This window comes from Thermus sp., assembly GCF_040290245.1.
Lineage (GTDB): Bacteria > Deinococcota > Deinococci > Deinococcales > Thermaceae > Thermus_A.
In genome coordinates, this window is the sequence record NZ_PSMQ01000013.1 from 1 (window position 1) to 21,855 (window position 21,855).

The following is a 21,855-nucleotide window of genomic DNA, read 5'->3' on the forward strand; positions in this document are numbered from 1 at the left end:
TGGAGCGGCTGGCCTGGGACCACCCGGACCGGGGCGCCTTGGGGCAAGGGGGGGTTGCTCCGAGGTACGCCGCCGCGTGACCCCGAAGGGGAGACCGAAAGGCTGGGGGTGGGTGGGATAGGTGCTGCGGGGGGAGCTTCCACGTAAAGCGGGACAAAGGGGTCTGGGGGCAAAGCTGCCTCGCTGCTGCCAGGTACGCTTCCGAGCGACCCCGAAGGGCTGCTTCGCGAAGCGAACACCGATGGGACCGAGGGGTTTCCCCCTGACGGAGAAGCGAAGCCGGCGACCGCCGCTTTGGAAGCGGGCCCCTCAGGCTGGGCCGCGCCGGAAGGAGGAGTGGTCTTCGGCTCGGCCATAAAGGGGATCGGAAGCGCCTCGATCCCCGCAGGGGCCGTTTCTCCCACCGGGGCCTGGCCACCTTTTTGGTTAGTTCCGAAGGGCCTGCCTTCTTGGGGGGTCGGTGCCTGGGCGGGCAGATAGAAGAGCGTATACCAGAGCGCCACCGCCGAGGCGAAGAGAAGGGCGACCAAAAGGAGCTTGGTGGACTGGGGGAGGTTTTTCCAAAGCATCATCGCCCACCTCCCGAAGGGGTCTTGGCCAGCATGTACAGGGTTAGGGTGAGGCTGGTGTTCAGGTTGGGGGATGGCTGGCCTTGCCCCCCTATGCTCAGGTTCAGCCCCGAAAGGGTGCTAAAGCGGGAAAGCGCCTCCAGCCGCTTTAGGAAGGTGTAGGTCTCAGGGAAGGGGGCCTCCAACTGGAGGGCCAGGTTCACCGCCCGCACCTCGGGCACGGGGGCGGAGGAGGGGGAGCGGGCCAGGGACTTAAGCACCACCCTGCTTCTGAGCGCCTCCTGGGAAAGCTCGTTCAAAACAGCGTAGAGTCTTTCCTCCTGGGGAAGCGCCCTCAAAAAGGCCGCCCGTTCCGCCTGGAGCTGGGCCAGGGCTGCCCTGAGCTCCGGAAGAGCCCTTTGCGCCTGGAGGCCGCGGTTCCGTTCCAGGGTGAGCCGGTCAACCTCTTCCTGCACCTGGGCGATTTCCTGCTCTATAGGTGTGATGAGGAGGTAATACCAGGCCAACCCGAGAAGGACTACAAGAACGATGGAGAGAAGAGCCCACTCCCTTTGACCTAGGTTGCGAAGGCCGACCCCACCCCTAGCGAACACCGGCCTCACCTCCTTGGGGCACCAGGCCCACGGTGGCGGAGAAGGTGTAAACCCCCCGGGCCGTGTCCAGGCTTGCCCCCTGGAAGCTGATGCCAAAGCGGGGGGAGGTCTCAAAGGCCCGGATAAAGCGGACCAACGCGGCCTGGTTCAGGGCCTCTCCTTGCAGGGCGAACTCCACTCGGACGGGCTTTCCGTCGTAGGCCCCGGCTTCGGCCTGGCGCTTCGCCTCCTCCTCGCTGAGAAGCTTCGTCCCCACGCTCTTAAGGGCCACGCTGAACCGATCCCCTTCCCGGGGGATCTGGCGGATGAACAGGCTCAGGTATTCGGACCAAGGGACGGAGTTTTTCCTGAGGTTTTCCCGGATGGCGAGGAGGCTCTCCAGGGCTTTTTTCTCCGCCTGGAGGCGGTTCTGTTCCGCGATGAAGGGCTTTAAGGCCTCCACCTCGGTCCTCAGGGTGTCCCGCTCGAGGCGCAGGCTGGAAAGCTGGCTTTGGACCGAGAAGTGCAAAACCCCCAGTATGCCCAGGACGGCCAGGGCGAAGAGGACGGCCACAAGCCGCCACCAGCCCGGCTCCACCCGGCGGCGCAGGTTCTTGGGGAGGAGGTTCAGCCTAATCAAGGGGGCTCACCCCCCTTATGCCCAGGCCCACGGGGACGGTGAACTCCGGGGCCAGCCTGGCCAGTTCCTCGGGATCAACCCTCTTCCCGTCCACCTGGAGGCCTAGCCAGGGGTTCGCCTCCTGGAAGGTCAGGCCCAAAGCGTCCTGAAGCAGGGTGGAGAGGCCTCTGAGCTTGCTCCCCCCGCCGTAGAGCAGGCCTTGGTTGACCTCGAGGTCCCCCAGCTGGACCCGGAAGAACTCCAAGCTTCGCCGTATTTCCTGGGTGAGCTCTACCAAGACCGGGCGGATGGCGTCGTAGATGCGGGCCGGGCTGTACCGTTCCCGTTCCAGATCAAAGTCTAAAAGGAGCTCCTCGTCCTCGGTGGGAATGGTCGCCATGCCATACGCCCGCTTGACCTCCTCAGCCGCGAGGAGATCCAGGTTGAAGGCCCGGGCGATGGCCTCGGTGAAGCTCTGGCCGGAGAGGTCCAGAACCCGCGCCGCCAAAGGCCTGGTCCCCTGGGCCAAGACCATGGTGGTGGCGCTGCCCCCGATCTCCACCGCGAAGCTGGTCTGCCCCTCCAAAACCCCCTCCAGGGGGTAGAGGCCCGCGAAGGGCTTGACATCGATCACCAAGGGGATGAGGCCCGCGCTCTTCAGGGTCTCCACCAAGGAGGCCACCGTCTCCTGAAGGGCCGCGGCCACCGCCACCTGGACCTGCGCCCCTTCCCTGAGATCCTCCATGGGCTCGAGGGGGGCGAAGTCCAGGAGGACCTCGTCTATGGGAAAGGGGATGTACCGCTCCGCCTCCCAGCGGACGGCCTCCTCCATCTCTTTGAGGGGCATCTTGGGCACCTGGAGGATGCGGACCACCGTGGCCTGGCTGGGGACCGCGGTGACCACGTACCTTTTCCGCACCCCCGCTTGGAGGAAGAGCTCACGGATCTCCTGGGCCAAGGCCGCGGGCTCCACCACCTGCCCCCCCACCAGGACCCCAGGCGGGGTGGGCCTTTGGGCGTAGGCCTTGAGGATGGGGGGGGAGCCTGTGCACTCCACCAGCTTCAGGCTCGAGGCCCCAATCTCCAGCCCCACCGCCTCAATACGCGGTTTAAATAGGTTTGACCATAAAAGTCGCACCATGCTGGCCTCCCGGTGTTCGCCTCGCAAAGCAACCTTTGCAAATCCTAACCCCTCGGCGAATCTTAAAACGCAGACCGTGCGTCCATAGCCATGGCCTTACTATACCATACACCGAAACGCGACCTGGCTAGGGCCCGTGTCCGGGCTGCTTCCCGAAGGGAACACCGGTAGGCCAACCCACCGCTTTTTGCAAGGAGCCGTTAGCACACGGGTGGAGCCCTTCCCCCGGCCATGGCCGGGGGATTTTCGTTCGGCCTCAGGCCATGGCCCGGAGGACCGCCTCGGTAAACGCCTCCGTGGTGGCCGTGCCCCCCAGGTCCGGGGTGTGGGGGCCTTCGGCTAAAACCTTGTCCACTGCGGCTTCGATGCGCCGGGCGGCTTCCTCTTCCCCCAGGTGCTCTAAGAGCATGGCCGCGGAGAGGATGGTGGCCGTGGGGTTGGCGATGCCCTTCCCCGCGATATCGGGGGCGGAGCCGTGGACGGGCTCGAAGACCGCGTACCGGTCTCCGATGTTTCCGGAAGGGGCAAGCCCCAGACCCCCCACGAGCCCGGCGGTGAGGTCGGAGAGGATGTCCCCAAGGAGATTGGTGGTGACGATCACATCAAACTGCTCGGGGCGCATCACGAGCTGCATGGCGCAGTTGTCCACGATGATGTCCTTGAAGCTGACCCCGGGGAAGCCCTGGGCCACCTCCCTGACCGTGTCCAGGAAGAGGCCCTGGGTGACGGGGAGGACGTTGGCTTTGTGCGCCGCGTGAAGGAGTTTCCTTTCCCGCCTCGAGGCCAGGTTGAACGCAAACCGGCCGATGCGTTCGCTAGCCCTCCTGGAGATCACCGCGTCCGCGATGGCCACGTCCAGGTACCGCCTTTCCTGCTCCACATAGAGCCCTTCCGTGTTCTCCCGGACGATGACCAGGTCCACCCCTGGGCGGCTTTTGGGGACGGGGCGGGACTTGGCTGGCCGCACGTTGGCGTAAAGGTCCAGGCGCCGCCTTAGGTAGCGGATGGCCCCGAAGAAGCCAGGCACCTTCCGGGTGGGGCTGGTGGCGGCCCCGAAGAGGGTGGCGTCCGAGGCCATGATTTTCTCCACCGTCTCCTCGGGAACGGATACCCCTCTTCGTTCAAAGGTCTCCCAGCCCGCCTCGGCCTCTATAAACTCCAGAGGAAGCCCTGTGGCCTCCAGAACCCTCCGCGCCGCCGGGACCACCTCGTGCCCGATGCCGTCGCCTTCAATCAAGCAGATGCGATACGCCATACCTTTCCCCCTGGGGGCGGGGCCCTCAGAAGAATATACCTCTTTACCCCAACCTCAAAAGGGCCCAGGCCAGGGCTAAGACCAGGAGGAGCCTAAAAAGCACCGCCCTTTTCGGCCCCCGCACGCCCCCCGCTGCCCGTACACCCCCTTCCACCACCGCACCGAAGAGGCCCATGAGGATGAGGAGATCCCCTGGGCTGATGGCCTTATGCAACCGGTAAAGGGGGATCACATCCCCCAGAAAGGGGAGCCGGGTTTGTCCCGTGAGGAGGGTGTGCACCCCGTCCCCTTGCCGGCTTAAAAGCTCCACCCAGTCCTTTAGGCCCACCCGGACCAGGATCTCGGGGCTTACCGGCATATGCCCCCCGTTGGCCAGGATGACCAGGGTGTTCAGGAAAAGCCCCAGAAAGACCAGGTAGAGGCTTTTAAGGTGGCGGTTCTGCCATAGGCCGTACCCCACCAGGGCCAGGACCCAGAGCTTGGCCAGGGGCCCGGCGTAGGAGGGGGCGAGAAGGCCCCGGTAGGTCAGGTAGGCCAGGGCGCCCTCGCCCAAGGCGGCGAGAAGGAAGGCCCAGGCCGCTTTCAGCTCGATTCGTCCGAGGTCTTGGAGCCTTGCCCCAAGGGCGAGGGCGAGGGCCAGTCCAGCGAGGACTGCTGCGAGGTAGAGTGAGATAGGAACACCTCCCGATCTTTCCAGACAGGGTCTTTCTCCCAGAGCTCGGTGAAGAGTTCCACCAGCCTGGGGTCAAACTGAACGCCCGCGAGGTCTTTCATCTCCTGTAGGGCCTCCTCCGGGGTTTTGGCCTTGCGGTAACTCCGGTCCGAGGTCATGGCCTCGTAGGCGTCGGCCAGGCCCACGATGCGGGCCTCGAGGGGGATCTCATGCCCCGCAAGCCGGTCGGGGTAGCCCCGGCCGTCCCAGCGCTCGTGATGGTGGCGGATGATCCGGTAGACCGCCTCCTTAAAGGCCGCCTTGGCTGGGGCCATGAGCCTGACCCCCAGCACGGGGTGGCTTTCCATCAGGGCCCTTTCCTCGGGGCTTAGGAGGCCGTCCTTAAGGAGGATGCGATCCGGCAGGCCCATCTTGCCGATGTCGTGGATGCGGGCCCCCAGGTAGACCACCCCGGGGTCAAGGTTCCCGGCATTCCCTTGAGAAAGCGACTGGCCTTCGGGGCCTTCCTTTGGGAAAGAGGCACCTTCCCGCTGGGCCAGATAGGCCTGGGCCAGGTCCCTGGCGATATGGGCCACCCGCTCGGAGTGGAGGCGGGTCTGGGGGTCCTTGGCCTCCAGGGCGTTCATGAGGAGCTGGAGCGAGGTGTCCAGGGCCCTCCTGAGGCGCACCGCCTCGTCCCAGTAGTGGCGGCTGTAGTAAAGGGGGATGAGGAAGAGGAGGACCGTCCACCCCCCCCAGCCCCCCACCAGGGGGGCCTCGTACCCCCGGGCCAGGAGGAGGGCCAGGGGGGAGAGGAAGAGGTAGCTGGCTGCCAGCCAGCGCCAGTTCTCCAACCAGATCTTCCCGAGGTCTGCCCCGGAGGCGAGATGGATGACGAAGGAGACGAGGGTGATGTTGGTGAGAAAGAAGGCGAGGCTGGCGCCGGCGATGCCAAGGCCGGCGCTCAGGTCCCAGGGGCCCAGGAAAAGGGGGACGGCCTCGGTCAAAGACCGCCAGGCCAAGGCGGCAAAGGCGGTGGAAAGGGCCATCTGGGTGCGGTTGAAGAGGTCCTTAAACCAGGGGTAGCTGGGCCTGCCCAGGCTGGGACTCAGGTAGAAGAGGAAGACAAGCAGGGGGGCGAACCAGGGGGGGAAGAGGACGGCCAGGGCCAGGGCGATGACGAAAAGCTGGGAGATGCTGGCGCTCATGGGGAGGTAGACGGCGATCCGCTGGGACCAGGCCACTATCCCTCCCCAGAAGAGGAGCTCCCACCAGGCCCTTTGGGGCCAGGCGAAGCCGTAAAGGCGCAAAAGGAGGAGCTCAAAGGCCAGAAGGCCAAGGAGGAGGGCCAGGAGGTAGAGGAGGATGGGCCTTGGGGGCATGGGAAGGGCCTGGAGCCTAGCCCAAAGGGAGCGAAGCCGCTGCATGCTGGCCCAAGCATACCAAAAAAAACCGGCCAACCGGGTTGGCCGTCCAGGGTCTGGGGGGGTTAGTCCCAGCTTGCGCCAGCGCCGGCGGCAAGGCCAAGGGCGATCAGGCTACCGATGAGACCGAGAACCTTGAGAAGCACCTTTTTCATCTTCATCCCTCCTTTTTGGGCTCGGGGGGTTTCCCCTTCGCTTGATTCCAAGCTAGAGGGTAAGATGAGGGATGTCAAGAGGGTAAGAACAAGTATCAGCACGATAAAAATCGCCTCCTTTGCCACAGTTGTATGGATAAAAGCTAAACAATAAACCCAGCATAGCCCAGGGCCTGCCGGTGGGGCGGTGGGGGGATGGGGGGAACCCTCTGCCGGGCCAAGCGGGTGGCGGCGCGGTTTTGCCGGCTTAAAGGCGGATAAGGATGCGGCAAACCCCGGGGGCGGTCTCCCCACCGGGGTTTGGGACCGGATCTTCTTGAATCATCGCACCCCGAATACAGGCCCGAATCGGCCGCCAGAAATCCTTGCGGAAACCCTAAATCCGGTAATGCGTTCGCGGATCGCGGGCTTAACCGGCTTATGGAACCCCCCTTTGGTCCCACCCCCTTTGCGCTTTCCAGCATACCAAAAGGAAAGGCCCCCCTCTGGGGGGCTACTGGTGGGCGCGAGAGGACTTGAACCTCCGACCCCTACCGTGTCAAGGTAGTGCTCTGGCCACCTGAGCTACGCGCCCTTGCTGGAGGCGCCGGCCGGATTCGAACCGGCGAATGGAGGTTTTGCAGACCTCTGCCTTACCGCTTGGCTACGGCGCCGTAGCCAGTTTCGATGGTAGCACGGGGGCTAAGGGTGTGTCAACAAAGCGCCTGTGTAAGGGGCTTTGTGTATGATGCGGGGAATGGGCGAGGTCTACGTCAAGCTGAGGCGGGGGCGCTGGCCCTTCTCCAAGGGGCTTCTCGTGGACTCCCTCCTCCTTTCCGGGGTGGGGGCGGGGGCGGCCACCTCGGTGGCCCATACGGTGGAGGAGCGGCTGAAGGCGGAAGGGCGGCGGGAGGTCACGCCCAGGGCCTTGCGCCAGGTCCTGCTGGAGGAGGTGGAGAAGGCATTGGGCCGGGAGGCGGCACAGAGGCTTTCCCGGCAGACCCTGGCCTTTGAGGAGATCCTAGTCCGGGAGGGGAGGCGGTACAGGCCCTTTTCCAAGGGGCTTCTGGCGAGGAGCCTCGAGGACGCGGGGTTCTCTTTAAAGGAGGCCCACGAGCTGGCCAAGGAGGTGGAGGCGAGGCTCCGGCGGGAAGGGGTGCGGCGGATCGGGGCCCGCCGCCTCGAGGCCGTGGTGGCGGAGGTCGTCCGGAGGAAGTACGGCCGGGCGGCGGGCAGGCGGTACCGCGAGAGACGGCTTTACGCGGGGGAGCTCTTCGTCGAGGAGGAGGAGGGTGAGCCCCGCGTTCCCTTCTCCAAGGGGATTCTCTCCCAGAGCCTCATGGCCGTGGGCCTGGCCCCCGACCGGGCCTACCGCATCGCCCGCGAGCTCGAGGCCCGTCTCCATGCGGAGGGCCGGACCGTCATCCGGCGGAGTGCCCTGAGGGAGCGGGTCTACCGCACCCTTTTAGAGGAGGCGGGGGAGGAGGTGGCCAAGCGCTACCTGGTCCTGAGGGCCCTGCGCCGGAGCGACCGGCCGGTCCACGTCCTCATCGGGGGGGTGACCGGGGTGGGGAAGAGCGTTTTAGCCAGCGCCTTAGCCTACCGGCTCGGCATCACCCACATCATCTCCTCGGATGCGGTGCGGGAGGTCTTCCGGGCCACCTTGAGCGCGGAGCTCCTGCCCACTTTGCACGTCTCGAGCTTTGAGGCCTGGAGCGCCCTCTCGCTTTCGCGGGAGGAAGGGGGTAAGGAGGCCTTGGTCATCCGGGGGTTCTTGGACCAGGTGGAGAAGGTGGCGGTGGGGCTCAAGGCCATCCAGGAGCGGGCGGCCAGGGAAAGGACCTCCTTGGTCCTGGAGGGGGTGCACGTGGTTCCTGGGTATCTGGACCACCCCTCCAGGCCCTTCGTGCTCCAGGTCCCCATGCTGGTGGTGGTACACGATGAGAAGGTCCACCAGGACCGTTTCCTCATCCGGGACCGGGAGACGGGGCGGATGCGGCCTAAGGAGAAGTATCTGGACCACTTTGCGGATATCCGCCTCATCCAGGACCACCTCGAGCACCAGGCGGAGCGGGAAGGCGTGCCCATCATCCCTGGGGAGAACCTGGACGAGGCGGTGGAAAAGGCCCTGGAGGTCATCGTGGCCACCTTGGAGGTGCGGGCGTGATCTGGGATGCCTTGGCCTTTTTGCTCCTCCTCCTCCTCGCCCGGGTTTCCGCCCGGTGGATCTCCTGGGAGGCGGCGGGGGTCTGGGCCAACCTCCTTTGGTTCATCTACCAAAACGAGTGGGGAACGGGCTGGCTGGCCTACCTGAGGGGCCTGGGGGTGGGGGTGGTCCTGGCCATGGGCTACGGTAGGCCTGGCCTCGTATGGGCCCTTACGCCCTGGCCGCTTCTTATCTATCTTCGCTTCCGGGCCCCTTTGCTCCTCCCCTACCTTTACGCCCTAGGGGAGGGGATGATGGCGGGCCTCCTCCTTTACCTGGCCGGCTTTCGGAGCCGCCAGGCCAGGTAGGGCAGGCCCAGGCCTAAGCCCCCGCCCAGGAGGAAGGCCAAAGGCTCCCCCCGCCAGAGCTGAAATGCGAGGAGGAGGAGGAAAAGCCCGAGGAAAAAAGGCACCGGGAAGGGCCGCTCCCGATAGGCCAGGGCCGCCCCGCCCAGGGCCAGGCCCAGGGCCAGAGCCAGCCCCTCGGGGTTTGGGCGGAGGAAGAAAAAGAAGGCATACCCCGCCACACCAAGGAGGGAGAGCCTTTGGGCCACGGCGTTTGGATCCATCATTCCCGGATGTACCGCTTGACGAGGAGCTGGGAGAGAAGAAGCCCCACCCCGCCCCAGGCCACCTGGGGTTCCTGGCCCAAGAACCCCATCAGGGCGGAGAAAACCCCTGCCGCAAGGAAAAAGGGCACGTACCTGGGGCTTACGGTGAGGCCCAAAACGAAGGCCACCAGAAACCCCGCCACCCCGGGGGGAAGGCTTGCCCCTAGGGCGATGAACAGGATCATGAGGCCGATGGTGATGGCCCCCGCCACGTAGTAGGCCCCAGGAAAGGGCTCCTTGGTCTTGGTCCGCGCCATGAGGAGAGTCTACACGAGGCCCGCGGCTTCCGCCACGGCCTCGAGGCGGGCGGGGACCACCTCTTTTAGCCGGGCCACCTTTTCCGCGGTGCCGGGGTCCTTGAGCCCGTGCCCCGTGAGGGTGAGGACCACCCGGCCCCCCTTGAGCCGGCCCTCGCGGAGCATTCGCCACACCCCGGCCAGGCTGGCCGCGCTGGCGGGCTCCACGAAAAGCCCCTCCTCCCGGGCCAGGTAGAGGTAGGCCTCGAGGATCTCCTCGTCCGTCACCGCCTCGAGGGCCCCTTGGGACTCCTCCTTGGCCCGGATCGCCCCTTCCCAGGAGGCGGGGTTGCCGATGCGGATGGCGGTGGCCAGGGTCTCGGGCCTTTCCACTGGGTGGCCGAGGACGAGCGGCGCCGCCCCGGCCGCCTGGAAGCCCAGCATCCGGGGGAGGGCCTTGGAACGGCCTAGGGCGTAATACTCCTTGTACCCCTTCCAGTGGGCGGTGATGTTCCCCGCGTTCCCCACGGGCAGGGCGTGGTACTCCGGGGCCTCCCCGAGCTCATCCACCACCTCGAAGGCCAGGGTCTTCTGTCCCTCGATGCGGTAGGGGTTGAGGGAGTTCACCAGGGCCACGGGGTAGTGCTCCGCGAGGAGGCGGGTGAGGCGGAGGGCATCGTCGAAATTCCCCTCGATCTGGACGATGCGGGCCCCATGGACCAGGCTTTGGGCCACCTTGCCCATGGCCACATACCCCGCAGGCAGGATCACGATGGACAAAATCCCCGCCCGGGCGGCATAGGCGGCGGCGCTGGCCGCGGTGTTTCCGGTGCTGGCGGCGGCGATGGCCTGGGCGCCCTCCTCGAGGGCCTTGGAGACGGCCAGGGTCATCCCCCGGTCCTTGAAGCTCCCCGTGGGGTTCAGCCCCTCGTACTTGGCGTAGATCTCCACGCCTTTTTCCCGGGCCTCCTTGGGCCCCTTGAGGGGGATCAGGGGGGTGGAGCCCTCGTAGAGGCTCACCACCGGCGTCTTTTCGCCCACGGGCAGGAGCTCACGGTAGCGCTCGAGGAGGGGCTTCATGCTTCCTCCCAGCGCACCGGGGTGTGGTCCGGGGCGGGGATGGGATGGGGAAGGGGTTTGTGGCCTGGCGTGCCCAGGAGGAGGCGGAAGAGGTCGGAAAGAAGCCCCGCCGCCGTGGCCTCCCCGCCCGCCCCGGGGCCCCTTAGGAAGACCTCCCCCAGTTCCCGGCTTAGGAAGAGGAGGGCGTTTTGCCCTTGGGTCTCCGCCAGGGGGTGGTCCAGGGGCAGGGCCACGGGCCGGACCTCGGCCCGCCACCTCCCCCCCTGGGGAAAGAGGCTTCCCACAAGCCGGATGCGCAAGCCCCGCCTCCTCGCCTCCTTAAGGGCTTCGGGGGTCAGGTGGGTGATGCCCTTGGTCCGGACCTCAGAGAAGGGAAACTGTGGGTCCACGAGGAGGCGGGCGAGGAGGGTGAGCTTGTGGGCCGCATCGGTGCCCAGGACGTCCAGGCTGGGGTCGGCCTCCGCATACCCCTTGGCCTGCGCCTCCTTAAGGGCCTCCTCGTAGGGCTTGCCCTTTTCCATCTCGTCCAGGAGGTAGAGGGTGGTCCCGTTCAGGAGGGCGTGCAGCTCCAGGGGCCTGGCGCCCCTTAGGGCCTCGAGGGCGGCCAGGCTGGGGGTGCCCGCCATGACGCTCGCCTCGTAGTAGAGGAGGCCCTTTGCCGCAAAAGGCCTGAGCGCCTCCCACCTTTCGGCCAGCAGGGCCTTGTTGGCGGTGATGACCGGGATGCCTGCCTCGAGGGCCGGAAGGAGGAGGCGGAAGGGGGCCTCCACCCCGCCCATGGCCTCCACCACCACCTCCGCCTCCAGCAGGTCAAAGGGCTCCCCCTTTAGCAGCGCCCTAGGGATGGCCCTGGGCTTTTCTGGGTCCCGCACCAAAACGCCCGTGAAGCCCACCTCGAGGCCCAAGGAGAGGAAGCGCTCCTTCTGCCCCTGGACGAGGGCGTAGAAGCTTCCGCCCACGGTCCCGCCGCCCAGGAGGGCTATCCGGAAGGCCTTCATAGGGGGGATTATAAGGGGGATGGCCGCCGAAGGGGCGATCCTCCTCAAGGTACGCTAACGCGTGACCGAGGTACGCTGACGCGTGACCAAGGTACGCTGACGCGTGACCCTGGCCGCCTGGGCCCCCGTGGCCCTTCCTGAGGAGGTAAAGGCGCGGTTTAGGGCCTGGGTCCGCTCAGGCCGGCCTGCGGGGATGGGCTACCTCTCCCAAACCCTCGAGGCGCGCTTAGACCCCAGTCTCCGTTTTCCCGCCCGAGGCGCCCTCCTCCTCGCCGCCCCCCACGCCTTTCCCGATCCTGGAAGGCCCCCGGGTGGCCTGAGGCTTGGCCGGGTGGCCCGCTACGCCTGGGTGCGGGACTACCACCTGCTTCTGGAGCCCCACCTGAAGGCACTGGAAGGGTTGGCCAGAAGCCTTGGCCTCAAGGTAGCCCTTTGGGCTGACCTGGGCCAGGGGGTATGTGGACCATGGCCCCCTTTCCGAAAGGAGCCTCGCCGCTTTGGCCGGCCTCGGCTTTATCGGGAAGAGCGGGATGCTCATCCGGGTGGGCCTGGGGAGCCACCTGAGCCTGGCCGCTCTTCTCACCGACCTCCCCCCACCCCCTCCCGCCCCTTTGCCCAACCGGTGCGGCCGCTGCACCCGCTGCCTCGCCTTCTGCCCCACCGGGGCCCTCCTGGGGGACGGCACCTTGGACGCTAGGCTTTGCGTGAGCTACTGGACCATCGAGCACAAGGGGGCCATCCCCTACCCCCTTTGGGACGGGGTGGGGGAGTGGCTTTTCGGGTGCGACCTCTGCCAGGAGGTCTGCCCCTGGAACCGGTTTGGCTCGGTCTGGAAGGGTTTCCGGCCCGAGCCCGACCTCGCCCACCCTGATCTTAGGGGCTTCTTCCTCCTTTCCGGGAGGGCTTTCCAGAGGAGGTATGCGGGCACCGCCTTCCTCCGGCCCGGCCGCGCCCGGATGGCCCGGAACGCCCTGATCGTCGTGTCCAACTTAAAGGCGGGGCTGGGCCTCTCGGTGTTCGCTTCGCGAAGCAACATTCGGCTTGGCCTTAAGGACCCCCCTCCCCTGGTGCGGCTCACTGCCCTGCAGGCCGCTTACCGGGTGGGCCGGCTGGACTGGGCGCGGGGGCTTCGTTTTGACCCCCAGCCCCGGGTCGCCGCGGGGGCCCACAGGCTATGGCGAGGGGAATCGCCCAGTTCGGTAGACCTCTTCCAGGATGGGGGGGAGGCCCCAGGCCCTTAGGTCAAAAAGGAGCGGCCCCAGGTCGTAGGGGACCTTGCGAAAGTAAACCCGGTTTTCCGGCACCTCGAGGATCATCGCGTCCGCCCCGTGCCCCCCTCCTAAGGAGAGGCCCACCGAGCCTGGGTCAGCCACCAGGCCCGTCCTTAGGGGGCGGTGGATGGGGAGGTGGCCCCCCCCCAGGAGGAGGGCCTGGGCCCGGTACTCCTGAAGAAGGGGAAGAAGGTGCCTTTGGGTCGAAAAGTCCGGCCGGCCCTCGGGGTCTTTCGGCAGGCCGTGGAAGGCCACCACCCGCACGCCCTCGTACAGGGAGCGGTGGCTCATGCGGAGGCCCCGCAAGAACCGGAGGTCCTCGTCCTTAAGCTGCCGCCGGGTGAACTCCAGGGTTTCTTTCCCAATCCCTTCCGGAACGGGAAACTGCGGGAAAAGGACCCTTAGGTCCCAGGCCCCCAGGATGGGGGAGAGGCCTTCCTTCCTCAGCCTCCTCAACACCTGCCGGGGATGGGGGCCGTAGCCAAGGGTGTCCCCGAGGACTAAGACCTCCTCCACGCCCTCGTTCCGGAGGGCCTCCAGGGCCGCTTCTAAAGCGGGCAGGTTGGCGTGGATATCCGAGAGAATACCTAGGCGCACGCCCGTATTCTTCCACACCAGGGTGGCCTTGGGTCGGTTATGGTGAAGGGTGTGGCCGCTTTTCCCAGGCCTGGCTTTAGCCCTTGCCCTGCCTCCTTTCCCCTTCGGCCCCTTGGCTCCCTTGGCCCTTATCCCCCTTCTTCGGGGCGGATTTCGCGCCGGGTTCTTGGCGGGGCTGGGGGTTTGGACCCTCCACCTCGCCTGGCTGCCTCAGAGCTTTGGGGCGCTTTTCGGGCCCTGGGGGGTGGTGCCCTTTATCCCCTTGATCCTTTTAAAGGCCCTTTCCTTTGGGCTCCTTTTTGCCCTTACCCCCACGCCTTTGGCCCGGGTGGGGGGGTGGGTGGTTCTGGAATGGCTGAGTGGCCAAGGGGAGCTGGCCTTCCCCTGGGGCTTCTTGGGCTATGCCCTCCTCGAGGCCCCGGGGAGGGTCCTGGCCGCTTGGGGTGGGGTCCACCTCCTTTCCCTTCTGGTCCTCCTGTTCGCATGGGCCCTGGCCCAGCCTCGCCTCCGCCTTCTGGCCCTTTCCCTTTGGGCGCTCCTTTGGCTTTTCCCCCTGCCTAAGGCCCCCGCGGACCGGGTGGCCCTCCTCGTCCAGGGGAAGATCAACCCCCTGGAGAAGGCCCTGGGCGCCCGGGCGGAAGAGGTCTACCTCCGCCTCCTCCGGGAGGGCCTAAAGGCCCATCCGGAGGCCCAGGTGGTGGTCTTTCCCGAAACCGCCCTTTCCGCCCTTCCCCCAGAGCTTTCTCAGGCCCTAGGGGGGAGGCCTTTGGTGAGCGGCCTTAACCTCTTCGGGCCCAACCGCCTCATCCTCTATGCGAAGGGCAGAATCCTCGCCACCTATGACAAGGTTAAGCTCGTCCCCTTTGGGGAGCGCTTCCCCTTTCGGGAGGTCCTAGGAGGGGTGTACGGGTTTTTCTTCCGGGCCTTTGGCTTTGGGGAGCTTCTGGACCGGACCCCGGGGGAAAGGGTGCTCCCCTTGGGGCCTTTTGGGGGAATGATCTGCTACGAGTCGGCCTTCCCTGAGGTGGCGCGAAGGCTGGCCCTCGAGGGGGCCAGGGTTCTGGTTCTGGCCACCAACGATGCCTGGTTCGGCCCCAGCCTCGGAGGGCTCCAGCACTTCGCCCTGGGCCGGATGCGGGCGGTGGAGACGGGGCGCTGGCTCCTCAGGGCGGGCAACGACGGCGTCACCGCCAGCATAGACCCCTACGGCCGGGTGGTGGCCCGGCTACCCGCCCACACCGAGGGGTACCTGGCCGCCCCCTTCGCCTTCCGAGCGGGCCAGACCCCTTACCTCCTCCTGGGCGACCTGCCCACTTTGGGGGTGGCGTTGACACTCTGGCTTTCCGGCCTTAGGCTAAGGGTGCGTTTGCCGGGGTGGCGGAATCGGTAGACGCGGCAGACTCAAAATCTGCTGTCCGCAAGGACGTGCGGGTTCGAGTCCCGCCCCCGGCACCAGTTCAACGGGTTTTTGGCCACGGACCCGTTCCGCAACCCATAGACAAATATCCCAAAGGGACATTCATCCGGTTGCTTCCTGCTTCATCGACGGGGTGCTCGTAGACCGGCCGAGCCGTTCCGCCGCAGAGCCCGTCTCCACAGGCGTGACTTCCCGCGGAACTCGCGGTAGGGCCGTTTAAACCCACGGCCAGGGCGGACCTAAGGAGATTTTTCGCCGCGTTCTCGTCCCGGTCGTGGTGTGCGCCGCAATTCGGACACGTCCAATCCCGGACGGAAAGCGGAAGTTCCGTGGTCACGCCTGAAGGGCGTACCTTGAGAACGTGGCCGCAGGCGTGGCACATCTTCGACGACGGCTCAAAGCGGTTCACCTTCACGAGGCGCACACCCCGAAGCTTGGCTTTCGCTTCGAGAAGCGCCCGGAAGGTGCCCCAGCCGACGTCGGCGATGTGCCGGGCCAGACGATCGTTCTTCAGCATCCCGGCGACGTTCAGGTCTTCGATGGCGATCACCGGATACGTTCGCACGAGGTCGGTCGTGAGTTTGTGGAGAAAATCCATGCGGATGTTCCGAATTTTCCGGTGCAGCCGAGCGATCTTAAGTCGAAGCTTCTCGTAGTTCTTCGTTCGCTCGAGGAGCCTTCCGTTTGGGTCGCGTTCGCCGCGTCTGGAAAGCTTGCGCATCAGCCTTTGCAGGCGCTTCAAGTATTTCTTCAAGGGCTTCGGTGCTTCAATTTTGGCGATCCCACCGCCAACTTCTGCAATCACCAGAAACCACAAAAGCCCGGCGTCGGCGCCGGCGGCGGGGCCCTTGGGCGGGACGGGATCGGGGATTTCTTCTTCAACCGTGAGGCTCACGAACCAGCGATCGGCTTCCCGGGTGACCGTCGCGTGCAGGATGCGCCCCTGTGGGAGATACGCGCGCGTCGAGCCGTCCCTCTTCTTCCGGATCGGCTTTTCCTTGAGGCGGACGGCGCCGATTCGGGGCAGCACGATGTGGCGCGCTTTTCCGGGATGGCGCGGATCTTCGCCGTCGAGAAGAAGCCGGATCGTCCCGGGGCTATTATCGAGCCGAAAGCGGTCCTGTCCGTCTTTTTTCCGCCTGGGCTTCGGGTATCCGACTTTCCGGCCTTCCTTTCGGGCCTGAAAGAAGTTCTTGAACGCCTTCTCAAGATCCCGCAGCGCCTCTTGCGGCGCCCATTTGGACACTTCATACATCCAGGGGAAGTCCGTCTTCTTGAGGCGGTTCAGTTCCCGGTGCAGTTCGATCGCATTCGTGGACTTACCGGTGGTTTCGTAGATCTCCTTCCACCGGGCAAGGCCCCAGTTGTAGGCGAAGCGGGCCGCCCCGGCGTGCTTCGCAAGAAGGGTGCGTTGTTCGCCATTGGGATCAAGCTCGTAGCGGTAGGCTCTATGGATCTTCACGCTCAAGCGCCTCTCGGTGTTCGCTTCGCGAAGCAGCTCGGTGTTCGCTTCGCGAAGCAGCTCGGTGTTCGCTTCGCGAAGCAACCCGGTGTTCCCTTCGGGAAGCAGCCAGCGCCCTCAGAAAGGATTTCGAACGGCACAGGCATTTTGCCTTCCCTTCCCTGCGCCACGCCGTCTTGGGGGTAATGCCGCGCTTTTTGGCCCATACGCTGAGTTTCATGTCATCATTTTATCAAAGAAAGGCACGAAGTTCAACAAGATTTTTAGCTGTTGGCAACCCCGCCTAAGCCCTGGAGGGGGGCTTATCCGTTCCAAACGGCCAGGGTGTAGCCCTCCTCCACCAGGAGCCGGGGCGGGCTTCCCAGGGCCTCCTGAAAGAGGCTCCTTAGGGCCTCCGGGCTCAGGCGCCTTTCCAGGGGAGGGCCCACCTCCTCTTCCCGGTAGGGCCATTCCAAAACAGCGACCCGCTTAGCCACCCGGGCGGCCTCCTTAAGGGCGGCCAGGGGGTCCAGGTGGTGAAGGGAAAGCCCGAAGAAGGCCAGGTCAAAGCTTCCGTCGGGGAAGGGGAGGGCCTCGGCCCTTCCCTCCACGAAACGGGCCCCCTTCACCTTGGCCCGGGCCGCCTCGAGGCGGTCCGCCCGGGGGTCCACCCCGACGCTAAAAAGGCCGAGCTCCAAGAAGGCCTCGGCGAAGACCCCGGTCCCCGTGCCGATGTCCAGGGCGCTTCTTGCCTTTAGGCCCTCCAGGGCCTTTTGGGCGATCGCCTGCGGGGGGAAGCGCTGGAGCCTATCGGGTTTGCGAAAGGGGTCTTGGGCTTGGCAGGCGTTGGTGAAAAGGGCCCACATCACCAGCCCCCCTTCTTCCGAGGCCTTCAGAAAGGCTTCCTTGAGGGTTTGAAAGACCGCCTCCTCCTCCCCGGAAAGCTCGGAATGGGTGGGGAAGACCCGGTGGTCCAGCCCGCTTTGCTCCAGGGCCAGAAGGGCCTTCTCCACCGCCTTGTAATCCCTTTGGAGGAGGGGGTAGAGGGCAAACAAGGCCTTCACCGCCATCTTCCCAAGTATAGGGCAGGCCGGTTGCCCGCCCGCCTTCCCGCCTCATCGGCCTCGGGGTAGGGGGGCTGGGCCTCAGGGGCCAAAAACACCGCTTCCTTCTCCACCTCGGGAGGCCCCAGGAGGGCCTTGAGGTCCTCCCGGGCGAGAAAGCGGGCCTCTTTCCAGGGCGCTACCCCCTTCTCCCCAAGCCTGCGGTAAAGGGCCGCCCAGGGGGAGAGGGCTTCGAGGATGCCCAGAAGGAGGGCCCCGCCGGGCTTTAGAACCCGTCTGGCCTCGGCCAGCACCCGTTCCACGTCCCCCACGAATTCCAAGGTGGTGAAGAGGAGGACCAGGTCAAAGCGCTCCGCGTCGAAGGGCAGGTCTTCCCCCCGCCCCGCCACCCACACCGCCTGCGGGGTCTTCCTCAGCCCCACCTTGCGCATCGCCTCCGAGGGCTCGAGGGCCACCCGGACCGGGTAGGCCAGCCGCCTCAGCCAGTACCCGGTCCCCGCCCCCACCTCGAGGAGGCTTTCCCCCGGGGGAAGAAGGGCCCTTAAGGCCTTTTCCTCCTCGGCGATGACATAGGCCCCCAGGGGGGTCTCGTACCAGGCCTCATAGGCTTCTGCCAGGTGCGCGAAGGGGTCCATGCTTCTAGCCTAGCCGGACCACCACCCCCTCGTCCGGACGCAAAAGGAGGCGCCCCTCCACCTTTTCCTCCCGGTCCAGATGGGTGGAAAGGGCCACTTGCCCTCCCTTGGGGAGCTCAAGGCCCCGCTCTTTGCCTGTGAGGTTCAGGGCCACGAGCCATCCTTCGCCCCTATGGTAGGCGTAGACCCCGGCCTCCGCCCGGTGGGTGCGGTAGGCCCCGTAGAGGAGCTCCTGGTCCTTCCTTAGGGCGATGAGCCTTCGCACCAGGTGGAGCATGGAGCGGGGGTCTTTCTCCATCTCCGCCACGTTCCGCGTCTTCCAGTCGGGGTTTAGGGGAAGCCAGGGCTCCACGCTGGAGAAGCCCGCATAGGGTGAGGTGTCCCATGGCATGGGGGTGCGCACGGGGTCCCGGCCCGGGGGCAGGCCGTGCTCGCCCCTGCGCCCCTTCTGCCTAAGGGCCGCGGGGTCCTGCACCTTTTCCGGGGGGATCTCCCCGTTTGGCAACCCGATCTCATCCCCGTAGTACCAGGTGGGGGTGCCCCTTAGGGTGAAGAGGAGCATGGCCGCCACCCGGGCCTGGGCCTCCCCCAGCCTCGAGGCCAGCCGGGGCTGGTCGTGGTTGCCCAGGACCCAGTTGGGCCAGTCCCAGGGGGTGAGGAGGCTTTCATACTCCTCCACGATGCGGGCCAGGTTCTCCGCCCGCCAGTCGGGAAGGCCCCGGAAGATGAGGTGGAAGTTGAAGGGCAGGTGGCAGCCCGCCTGGGAGTAGCGGACGAGCTGGGGAAAGGGCAGGTAGATCTCCCCCACCATCACCCGCTCCCGGCCCGGCTCGCTGAACTCGTCCAGAACGAAGCGCATCTCCCGCACGTAGGCGTAGGTCTCCGGCTGGTCCTCCATGTGGATATGGAGGTGCCGCCCCCGGTCCCACATCCCCGGGCGCCAGTCGGGGTTGCCGGGCTCGTCCCGAAGGAGGAGGTCCTCCGCCAAAAGCCAAAGGGTGTCCACCCGGAAGCCATCCACCCCCCGCCGGAGCCAGAAGCGCATGACCTCGTGGATGGCCTTTCGCACCTCGGGGTTGCGCCAGTTTAGGTCGGGCTGCTCAGGGAGGAACTGGTGGAGGTAGTACTGGCCCGAGCCCTCGTCCAGGGTCCAGGCGGGGCCTCCGAAGAAGCTCTGCCAGTTGTTGGGGGGGCCGCCATCGGGTGCGGGGTCGGCCCAAACATACCAGGCCCGTTTGGGGCTACTGCGGTCCCTTCTGGACTCTAAAAACCAGGGGTGGTCGCTCGAGGTGTGGTTGGGGACGAGGTCGATGAGGACCTTAAGGCCCAGGGCATGGGCCTCGGAAAGGAGGAGGTCGAAGTCCTCCAGGGTGCCGAAGATGGGGTCCACGTCGCAATAGTCCGAGACATCGTAGCCGAAGTCCCGCATGGGGCTTTTGTAAAAGGGGGAGAGCCACAGGGCATCCACCCCCAGACTTTTTAGATAGGGAAGCCGCCTGCGGATGCCCTCGAGGTCCCCCACCCCGTCGGCGTTGGTGTCCTGGAAACTCCGGGGATAGATCTGGTAGATGACCGCTTCTTTCCACCACATGGAGGCCATTTTAGCATGGAAGCGTTACCGGGCCTCCGAGAAAGGGGTTTCATCAGCGTCCTCGAGCCGGTCTTCCACTTCCCGCACCTGGGGGAAGAGAAAGGCCAGAAGGGCTACCCCCGCTCCCAGAATCCCTACCAGGACGAGGAGAACCCCTGTCCCCACCCCCCTTTCCCCAAAGGCCGGTTCGAAGATCCGGTCCGCCAGAGGGCCCCCCAGGAGCATTCCCAGGGCCTGGTTGGACCCGTTGAGAATGGGCACGAGGAAGCCCTCGAAAAGAGAGGCCAAGGCCCAGAGCCACCAGGCTCAGACTGGCCGGGCCAGGCCCAGGACCACCCCTAAGACCTTCCGCCTGGGACCGCCCCATGAGGAAGGCTCCCCCGGCCAGGGTCCCCAGCCCCCCACTGACCGGACCAAGCCCAGTATGGCTTCTCGGTGTTCCCCTGACGGGGAAGCAGAAAGACCCGTCCCCTTAGTATTCCCGGAACGAGAGTGGGGTAGTCAGGATCCTTTGGACGTCAAATACCCGCACTGTGGGGAAGTTGGGCGGGACCAGGGAGCTTTCTGCGAAGCGGAGGTCGTAATCATAGGTCTCCAGGTAGCCGGAGATCAGTCTACCCGAGGAGTCCACTGTCCCTCTGAGTTGGTCCACGGCCTGGATGAGGCCGCCGAAGAGCCGGAGCTTGCCCTGGGGCCCCCTGCCGGAGTAGTTCTCCACAGCCAGCCCTTTGCCTGTGGCCCCGGATAGGTAGGAGCCCCACGGGTAGAGGTTGTCGGGGGCTCTCACCGGTGTGTTCTTAATGACGATGTAGTCGGTCTGGGACATCACCCCGAGGACCGTGGGCAGGGTCTGGCCCCCCCCCAGAGCGCACCGCGGGTGGCCGCTGAGGTAGCCAGAATCAGCGGTTTTGGTAGGATCGCATTCGTAGACCAGATCCCCCGTGATGCCGACCTGCCCTACTGCGGTGATTTGGAGCTGGGTCTCCTTGGATGGCGGGAGGGATCTGAGAGGGCGGAGGGTGGTCCGGGCAGAGGTCAGCGTTCCCGGGGTAGTTGTTCCCACAGGGCAAAGGGCCCGTCCGGTCAGGTCCTTTTAGACTATTGATCTTCCCGGTGACGTAGATCTGGCCGGTAGGCCCTCCGGTCCCCAGGGGGGCGGGGCCATTGGGTGTACCCGCATAGGTACCCACGGTAACGCCGTCCTTGAACACGGTGGTGGTATTGGTGGAGTAATCCACAGTGATGACCCAGGTGCTGGAGCCCTGGGTGAAGCGGTAAGCCTGCTGACCGGCCCCGGTGGCCTGGACAACCAGAGCGTCCAGGTCTCCCTGGACATAGATCCCCCCTTTGACCCGTGTGCCGTCATTGACCAGATAGACCCCGTTGGGGATGGAGGGGTTGCTGTTACAGTTCCTGTTGGGGGGGTTGTGAAGGCCCAGGGCGAAGCAGATCTCCTTTGGGGAGGGAGAGGTGGTGTCCGCGGGGTTCATCCCCAGAGCGGCGCGCTGCTGGGAGAGGGTGGAGGTAGGCAGATCGACCACCGGTTGGTTGCGCAGGAAGCCCTTTTGGAAGTCGGGGACCGTGCAGGGAGGGCGGGAGTCACCCCTGACCCGGACTCGGTTGGACCCTGTGCACCCATCCCCACCCAGGTGCCAGTACCAGGCCCCGTCCTCAGCGGTGCTCACCACATCCTTAAAGACCGGCCTGCCCCAGAACCCCCAGTTGCGGTTGGCATGGACAGGGCCGTTGAAGACCGACCCGGTGGGGAAGAAGCCGGTTTGCCCCCCTGCGTCGTCGACTAGAAAGAGCCACTGGGAAAGGGAGGGCCGCCCCAGCTGCACTTCGAAGTATCCCTTCTCCTCCGCCCGGCGGGTGGCGCCGCTGGCCCTTCCCGTGGAGATCACCACATAATCCGCCCGGTAGGTCTGGGCGGTGGCCCCTTGGGTGTTACCCCGGAAACGGGTTATGGTGAACTGGATCGTGGCGCTGCCCTGGGCAATGGCCCCGGAGGGAAGCGCGCTGTAGCTTCCATTGAGGAGGGCCTGGATCCCAGTGGCGATATCGTCCCACTGGCCCTGGGGCAGGACCCACTGGGTGGCGGGATTGACGTTGAGATCCATCCTGGGAGCCAGTAGAGCCTTGATGTTAGGCCTGGCAACTTCCAAGGCGTAGCGGGCGTAGGTGAGGCCTGCTTCTGCTGCAGCTCGAGCCTGTGTGGCCTGGAGGGTAGCCCGGGTCTGCCGCAGGTCCCCGAGAGTCCCCGTGAAGAGGAGGGTTCCTACCACAGTCATCACCGCCATAACCACAAGGACGGTTATCAGAGCGATCCCCCTGGACTTCATC

At 65.8% G+C, this 21,855-nt stretch carries 21 protein-coding genes, 3 tRNA genes and 1 pseudogene; 5 read left to right on the forward strand and 20 right to left on the reverse strand.

Translation table 11 applies throughout. From position 1 onward, the window contains the following. Window positions 1-568 precede the first annotated feature (568 nt). The 8 genes from C4301_RS03175 to C4301_RS03210 form a co-directional block, all read right to left on the reverse strand. Window positions 569-1,162: a type IV pilus inner membrane component PilO gene (locus C4301_RS03175; RefSeq protein ID WP_352413668.1), complete on the reverse strand. Its 594-nt coding sequence runs from the start codon at window positions 1,160-1,162 to the stop codon at window positions 569-571. Beyond that, a complete protein-coding gene (locus C4301_RS03180; protein ID WP_352413669.1) occupies window positions 1,152-1,781 on the reverse strand; it encodes a flagellar protein FliT in 630 nt (209 codons plus the stop codon). The genes C4301_RS03175 and C4301_RS03180 overlap by 11 nt, the downstream gene beginning before the upstream one ends. Then, window positions 1,774-2,901 carry a type IV pilus assembly protein PilM gene (gene pilM / locus C4301_RS03185; protein WP_352413670.1) on the reverse strand — a complete coding sequence of 376 codons (1,128 nt, stop codon included), beginning with the start codon at window positions 2,899-2,901 and terminating at the stop codon, window positions 1,774-1,776. The genes C4301_RS03180 and pilM overlap by 8 nt, the downstream gene beginning before the upstream one ends. Before the next feature lie 256 nt (window positions 2,902-3,157). Continuing rightward, on the reverse strand, window positions 3,158-4,156 hold the full coding sequence (locus tag C4301_RS03190; RefSeq protein ID WP_352413671.1) for a homoisocitrate dehydrogenase: 999 nt from the start codon (window positions 4,154-4,156) through the stop codon (window positions 3,158-3,160). A 43-nt stretch (window positions 4,157-4,199) separates the two neighbouring features. Continuing rightward, complete coding sequence (locus C4301_RS03195; protein ID WP_352413672.1) at window positions 4,200-4,709, reverse strand: DUF5317 domain-containing protein; 510 nt, start codon at window positions 4,707-4,709, stop codon at window positions 4,200-4,202. Between the two features lie 29 nt (window positions 4,710-4,738). Continuing rightward, entirely contained in the window at window positions 4,739-6,235 is a 1,497-nt protein-coding gene (locus tag C4301_RS03200; RefSeq protein WP_352413673.1) for an HD-GYP domain-containing protein, read from the reverse strand. Between the two features lie 649 nt (window positions 6,236-6,884). Next, a tRNA-Val gene (locus C4301_RS03205) sits at window positions 6,885-6,961 on the reverse strand. Window positions 6,962-6,965: 4 nt separating this feature from the next. Beyond that, window positions 6,966-7,040, reverse strand: a tRNA-Cys gene (locus C4301_RS03210). Between the two features lie 83 nt (window positions 7,041-7,123). On the opposite strand from C4301_RS03210, the gene C4301_RS03215 reads away from it, so the two are divergent. Further along, window positions 7,124-8,533 carry an ATP cone domain-containing protein gene (locus C4301_RS03215; RefSeq protein WP_352413674.1) on the forward strand — a complete coding sequence of 470 codons (1,410 nt, stop codon included), beginning with the start codon at window positions 7,124-7,126 and terminating at the stop codon, window positions 8,531-8,533. Continuing rightward, on the forward strand, window positions 8,533-8,880 hold the full coding sequence (locus tag C4301_RS03220) for a hypothetical protein (protein WP_352413700.1): 348 nt from the start codon (window positions 8,533-8,535) through the stop codon (window positions 8,878-8,880). The genes C4301_RS03215 and C4301_RS03220 overlap by 1 nt, the downstream gene beginning before the upstream one ends. Here the strand turns inward: C4301_RS03220 and C4301_RS03225 are convergent. Genes C4301_RS03225 through C4301_RS03240 form a run of 4 tightly spaced genes read right to left on the reverse strand, consistent with a single transcriptional unit; the run spans window position 8,844 to window position 11,496 of the window. Beyond that, window positions 8,844-9,140, reverse strand: coding sequence for a hypothetical protein (locus C4301_RS03225; RefSeq protein WP_352413675.1), 297 nt, complete (start codon window positions 9,138-9,140; stop codon window positions 8,844-8,846). The genes C4301_RS03220 and C4301_RS03225 overlap by 37 nt on opposite strands. Beyond that, window positions 9,140-9,439 (reverse strand): hypothetical protein, encoded by a 300-nt coding sequence (locus C4301_RS03230; RefSeq protein WP_352413676.1) that lies wholly within the window; start codon window positions 9,437-9,439, stop codon window positions 9,140-9,142. Before C4301_RS03230 ends, C4301_RS03225 begins: the two co-directional genes overlap by 1 nt. A gap of 9 nt (window positions 9,440-9,448) precedes the next feature. Beyond that, window positions 9,449-10,498: a threonine synthase gene (gene thrC / locus C4301_RS03235; protein ID WP_352413677.1), complete on the reverse strand. Its 1,050-nt coding sequence runs from the start codon at window positions 10,496-10,498 to the stop codon at window positions 9,449-9,451. Next, complete coding sequence (locus tag C4301_RS03240) at window positions 10,495-11,496, reverse strand: homoserine dehydrogenase (protein WP_352413678.1); 1,002 nt, start codon at window positions 11,494-11,496, stop codon at window positions 10,495-10,497. The genes thrC and C4301_RS03240 overlap by 4 nt, the downstream gene beginning before the upstream one ends. 103 nt (window positions 11,497-11,599) lie before the next feature. Here C4301_RS03240 and queG point away from each other — a divergent pair. Next, window positions 11,600-12,737, forward strand: a pseudogene (gene queG / locus C4301_RS03245) (tRNA epoxyqueuosine(34) reductase QueG). On the opposite strand, the gene C4301_RS03250 reads toward queG, so the two are convergent. Next, complete coding sequence (locus C4301_RS03250; protein ID WP_352413679.1) at window positions 12,669-13,364, reverse strand: metallophosphoesterase family protein; 696 nt, start codon at window positions 13,362-13,364, stop codon at window positions 12,669-12,671. The pseudogene queG and the gene C4301_RS03250 sit on opposite strands and share 69 nt — an antisense overlap. A gap of 49 nt (window positions 13,365-13,413) precedes the next feature. On the opposite strand from C4301_RS03250, the gene lnt reads away from it, so the two are divergent. Beyond that, the gene (gene lnt, locus C4301_RS03255; protein WP_352413680.1) at window positions 13,414-14,754 is read left to right on the forward strand and encodes an apolipoprotein N-acyltransferase; all 1,341 of its coding nucleotides are present in this window, start codon (window positions 13,414-13,416) and stop codon (window positions 14,752-14,754) included. Further along, window positions 14,733-14,819 (forward strand) — tRNA-Leu (locus tag C4301_RS03260). Before lnt ends, C4301_RS03260 begins: the two co-directional genes overlap by 22 nt. Before the next feature lie 2 nt (window positions 14,820-14,821). Here the strand turns inward: C4301_RS03260 and C4301_RS03265 are convergent. The 7 genes from C4301_RS03265 to C4301_RS03295 all read right to left on the reverse strand — a co-directional run bounded on the left by C4301_RS03265 (window position 14,822) and on the right by C4301_RS03295 (window position 21,854). Beyond that, window positions 14,822-16,327 carry an RNA-guided endonuclease InsQ/TnpB family protein gene (locus C4301_RS03265; protein WP_352413681.1) on the reverse strand — a complete coding sequence of 502 codons (1,506 nt, stop codon included), beginning with the start codon at window positions 16,325-16,327 and terminating at the stop codon, window positions 14,822-14,824. A gap of 218 nt (window positions 16,328-16,545) precedes the next feature. After that, the gene (locus C4301_RS03270) at window positions 16,546-17,292 is read right to left on the reverse strand and encodes a YkoF family thiamine/hydroxymethylpyrimidine-binding protein (protein WP_352413682.1); all 747 of its coding nucleotides are present in this window, start codon (window positions 17,290-17,292) and stop codon (window positions 16,546-16,548) included. Beyond that, window positions 17,283-17,921, reverse strand: a complete 639-nt coding sequence (locus tag C4301_RS03275) for a class I SAM-dependent methyltransferase (RefSeq protein WP_352413683.1) — start codon at window positions 17,919-17,921, stop codon at window positions 17,283-17,285. Before C4301_RS03275 ends, C4301_RS03270 begins: the two co-directional genes overlap by 10 nt. Window positions 17,922-17,925: 4 nt before the next feature. After that, the gene (locus C4301_RS03280; protein ID WP_352413684.1) at window positions 17,926-19,512 is read right to left on the reverse strand and encodes an alpha-amylase family glycosyl hydrolase; all 1,587 of its coding nucleotides are present in this window, start codon (window positions 19,510-19,512) and stop codon (window positions 17,926-17,928) included. Between the two features lie 24 nt (window positions 19,513-19,536). Further along, window positions 19,537-19,800: a hypothetical protein gene (locus C4301_RS03285; protein WP_352413685.1), complete on the reverse strand. Its 264-nt coding sequence runs from the start codon at window positions 19,798-19,800 to the stop codon at window positions 19,537-19,539. Window positions 19,801-19,984: 184 nt separating this feature from the next. Continuing rightward, window positions 19,985-20,338, reverse strand: a complete 354-nt coding sequence (locus tag C4301_RS03290; protein WP_352413686.1) for a hypothetical protein — start codon at window positions 20,336-20,338, stop codon at window positions 19,985-19,987. Between the two features lie 73 nt (window positions 20,339-20,411). Then, entirely contained in the window at window positions 20,412-21,854 is a 1,443-nt protein-coding gene (locus tag C4301_RS03295) for a DUF4900 domain-containing protein (RefSeq protein WP_352413687.1), read from the reverse strand. Window position 21,855 lies beyond the last annotated feature (1 nt).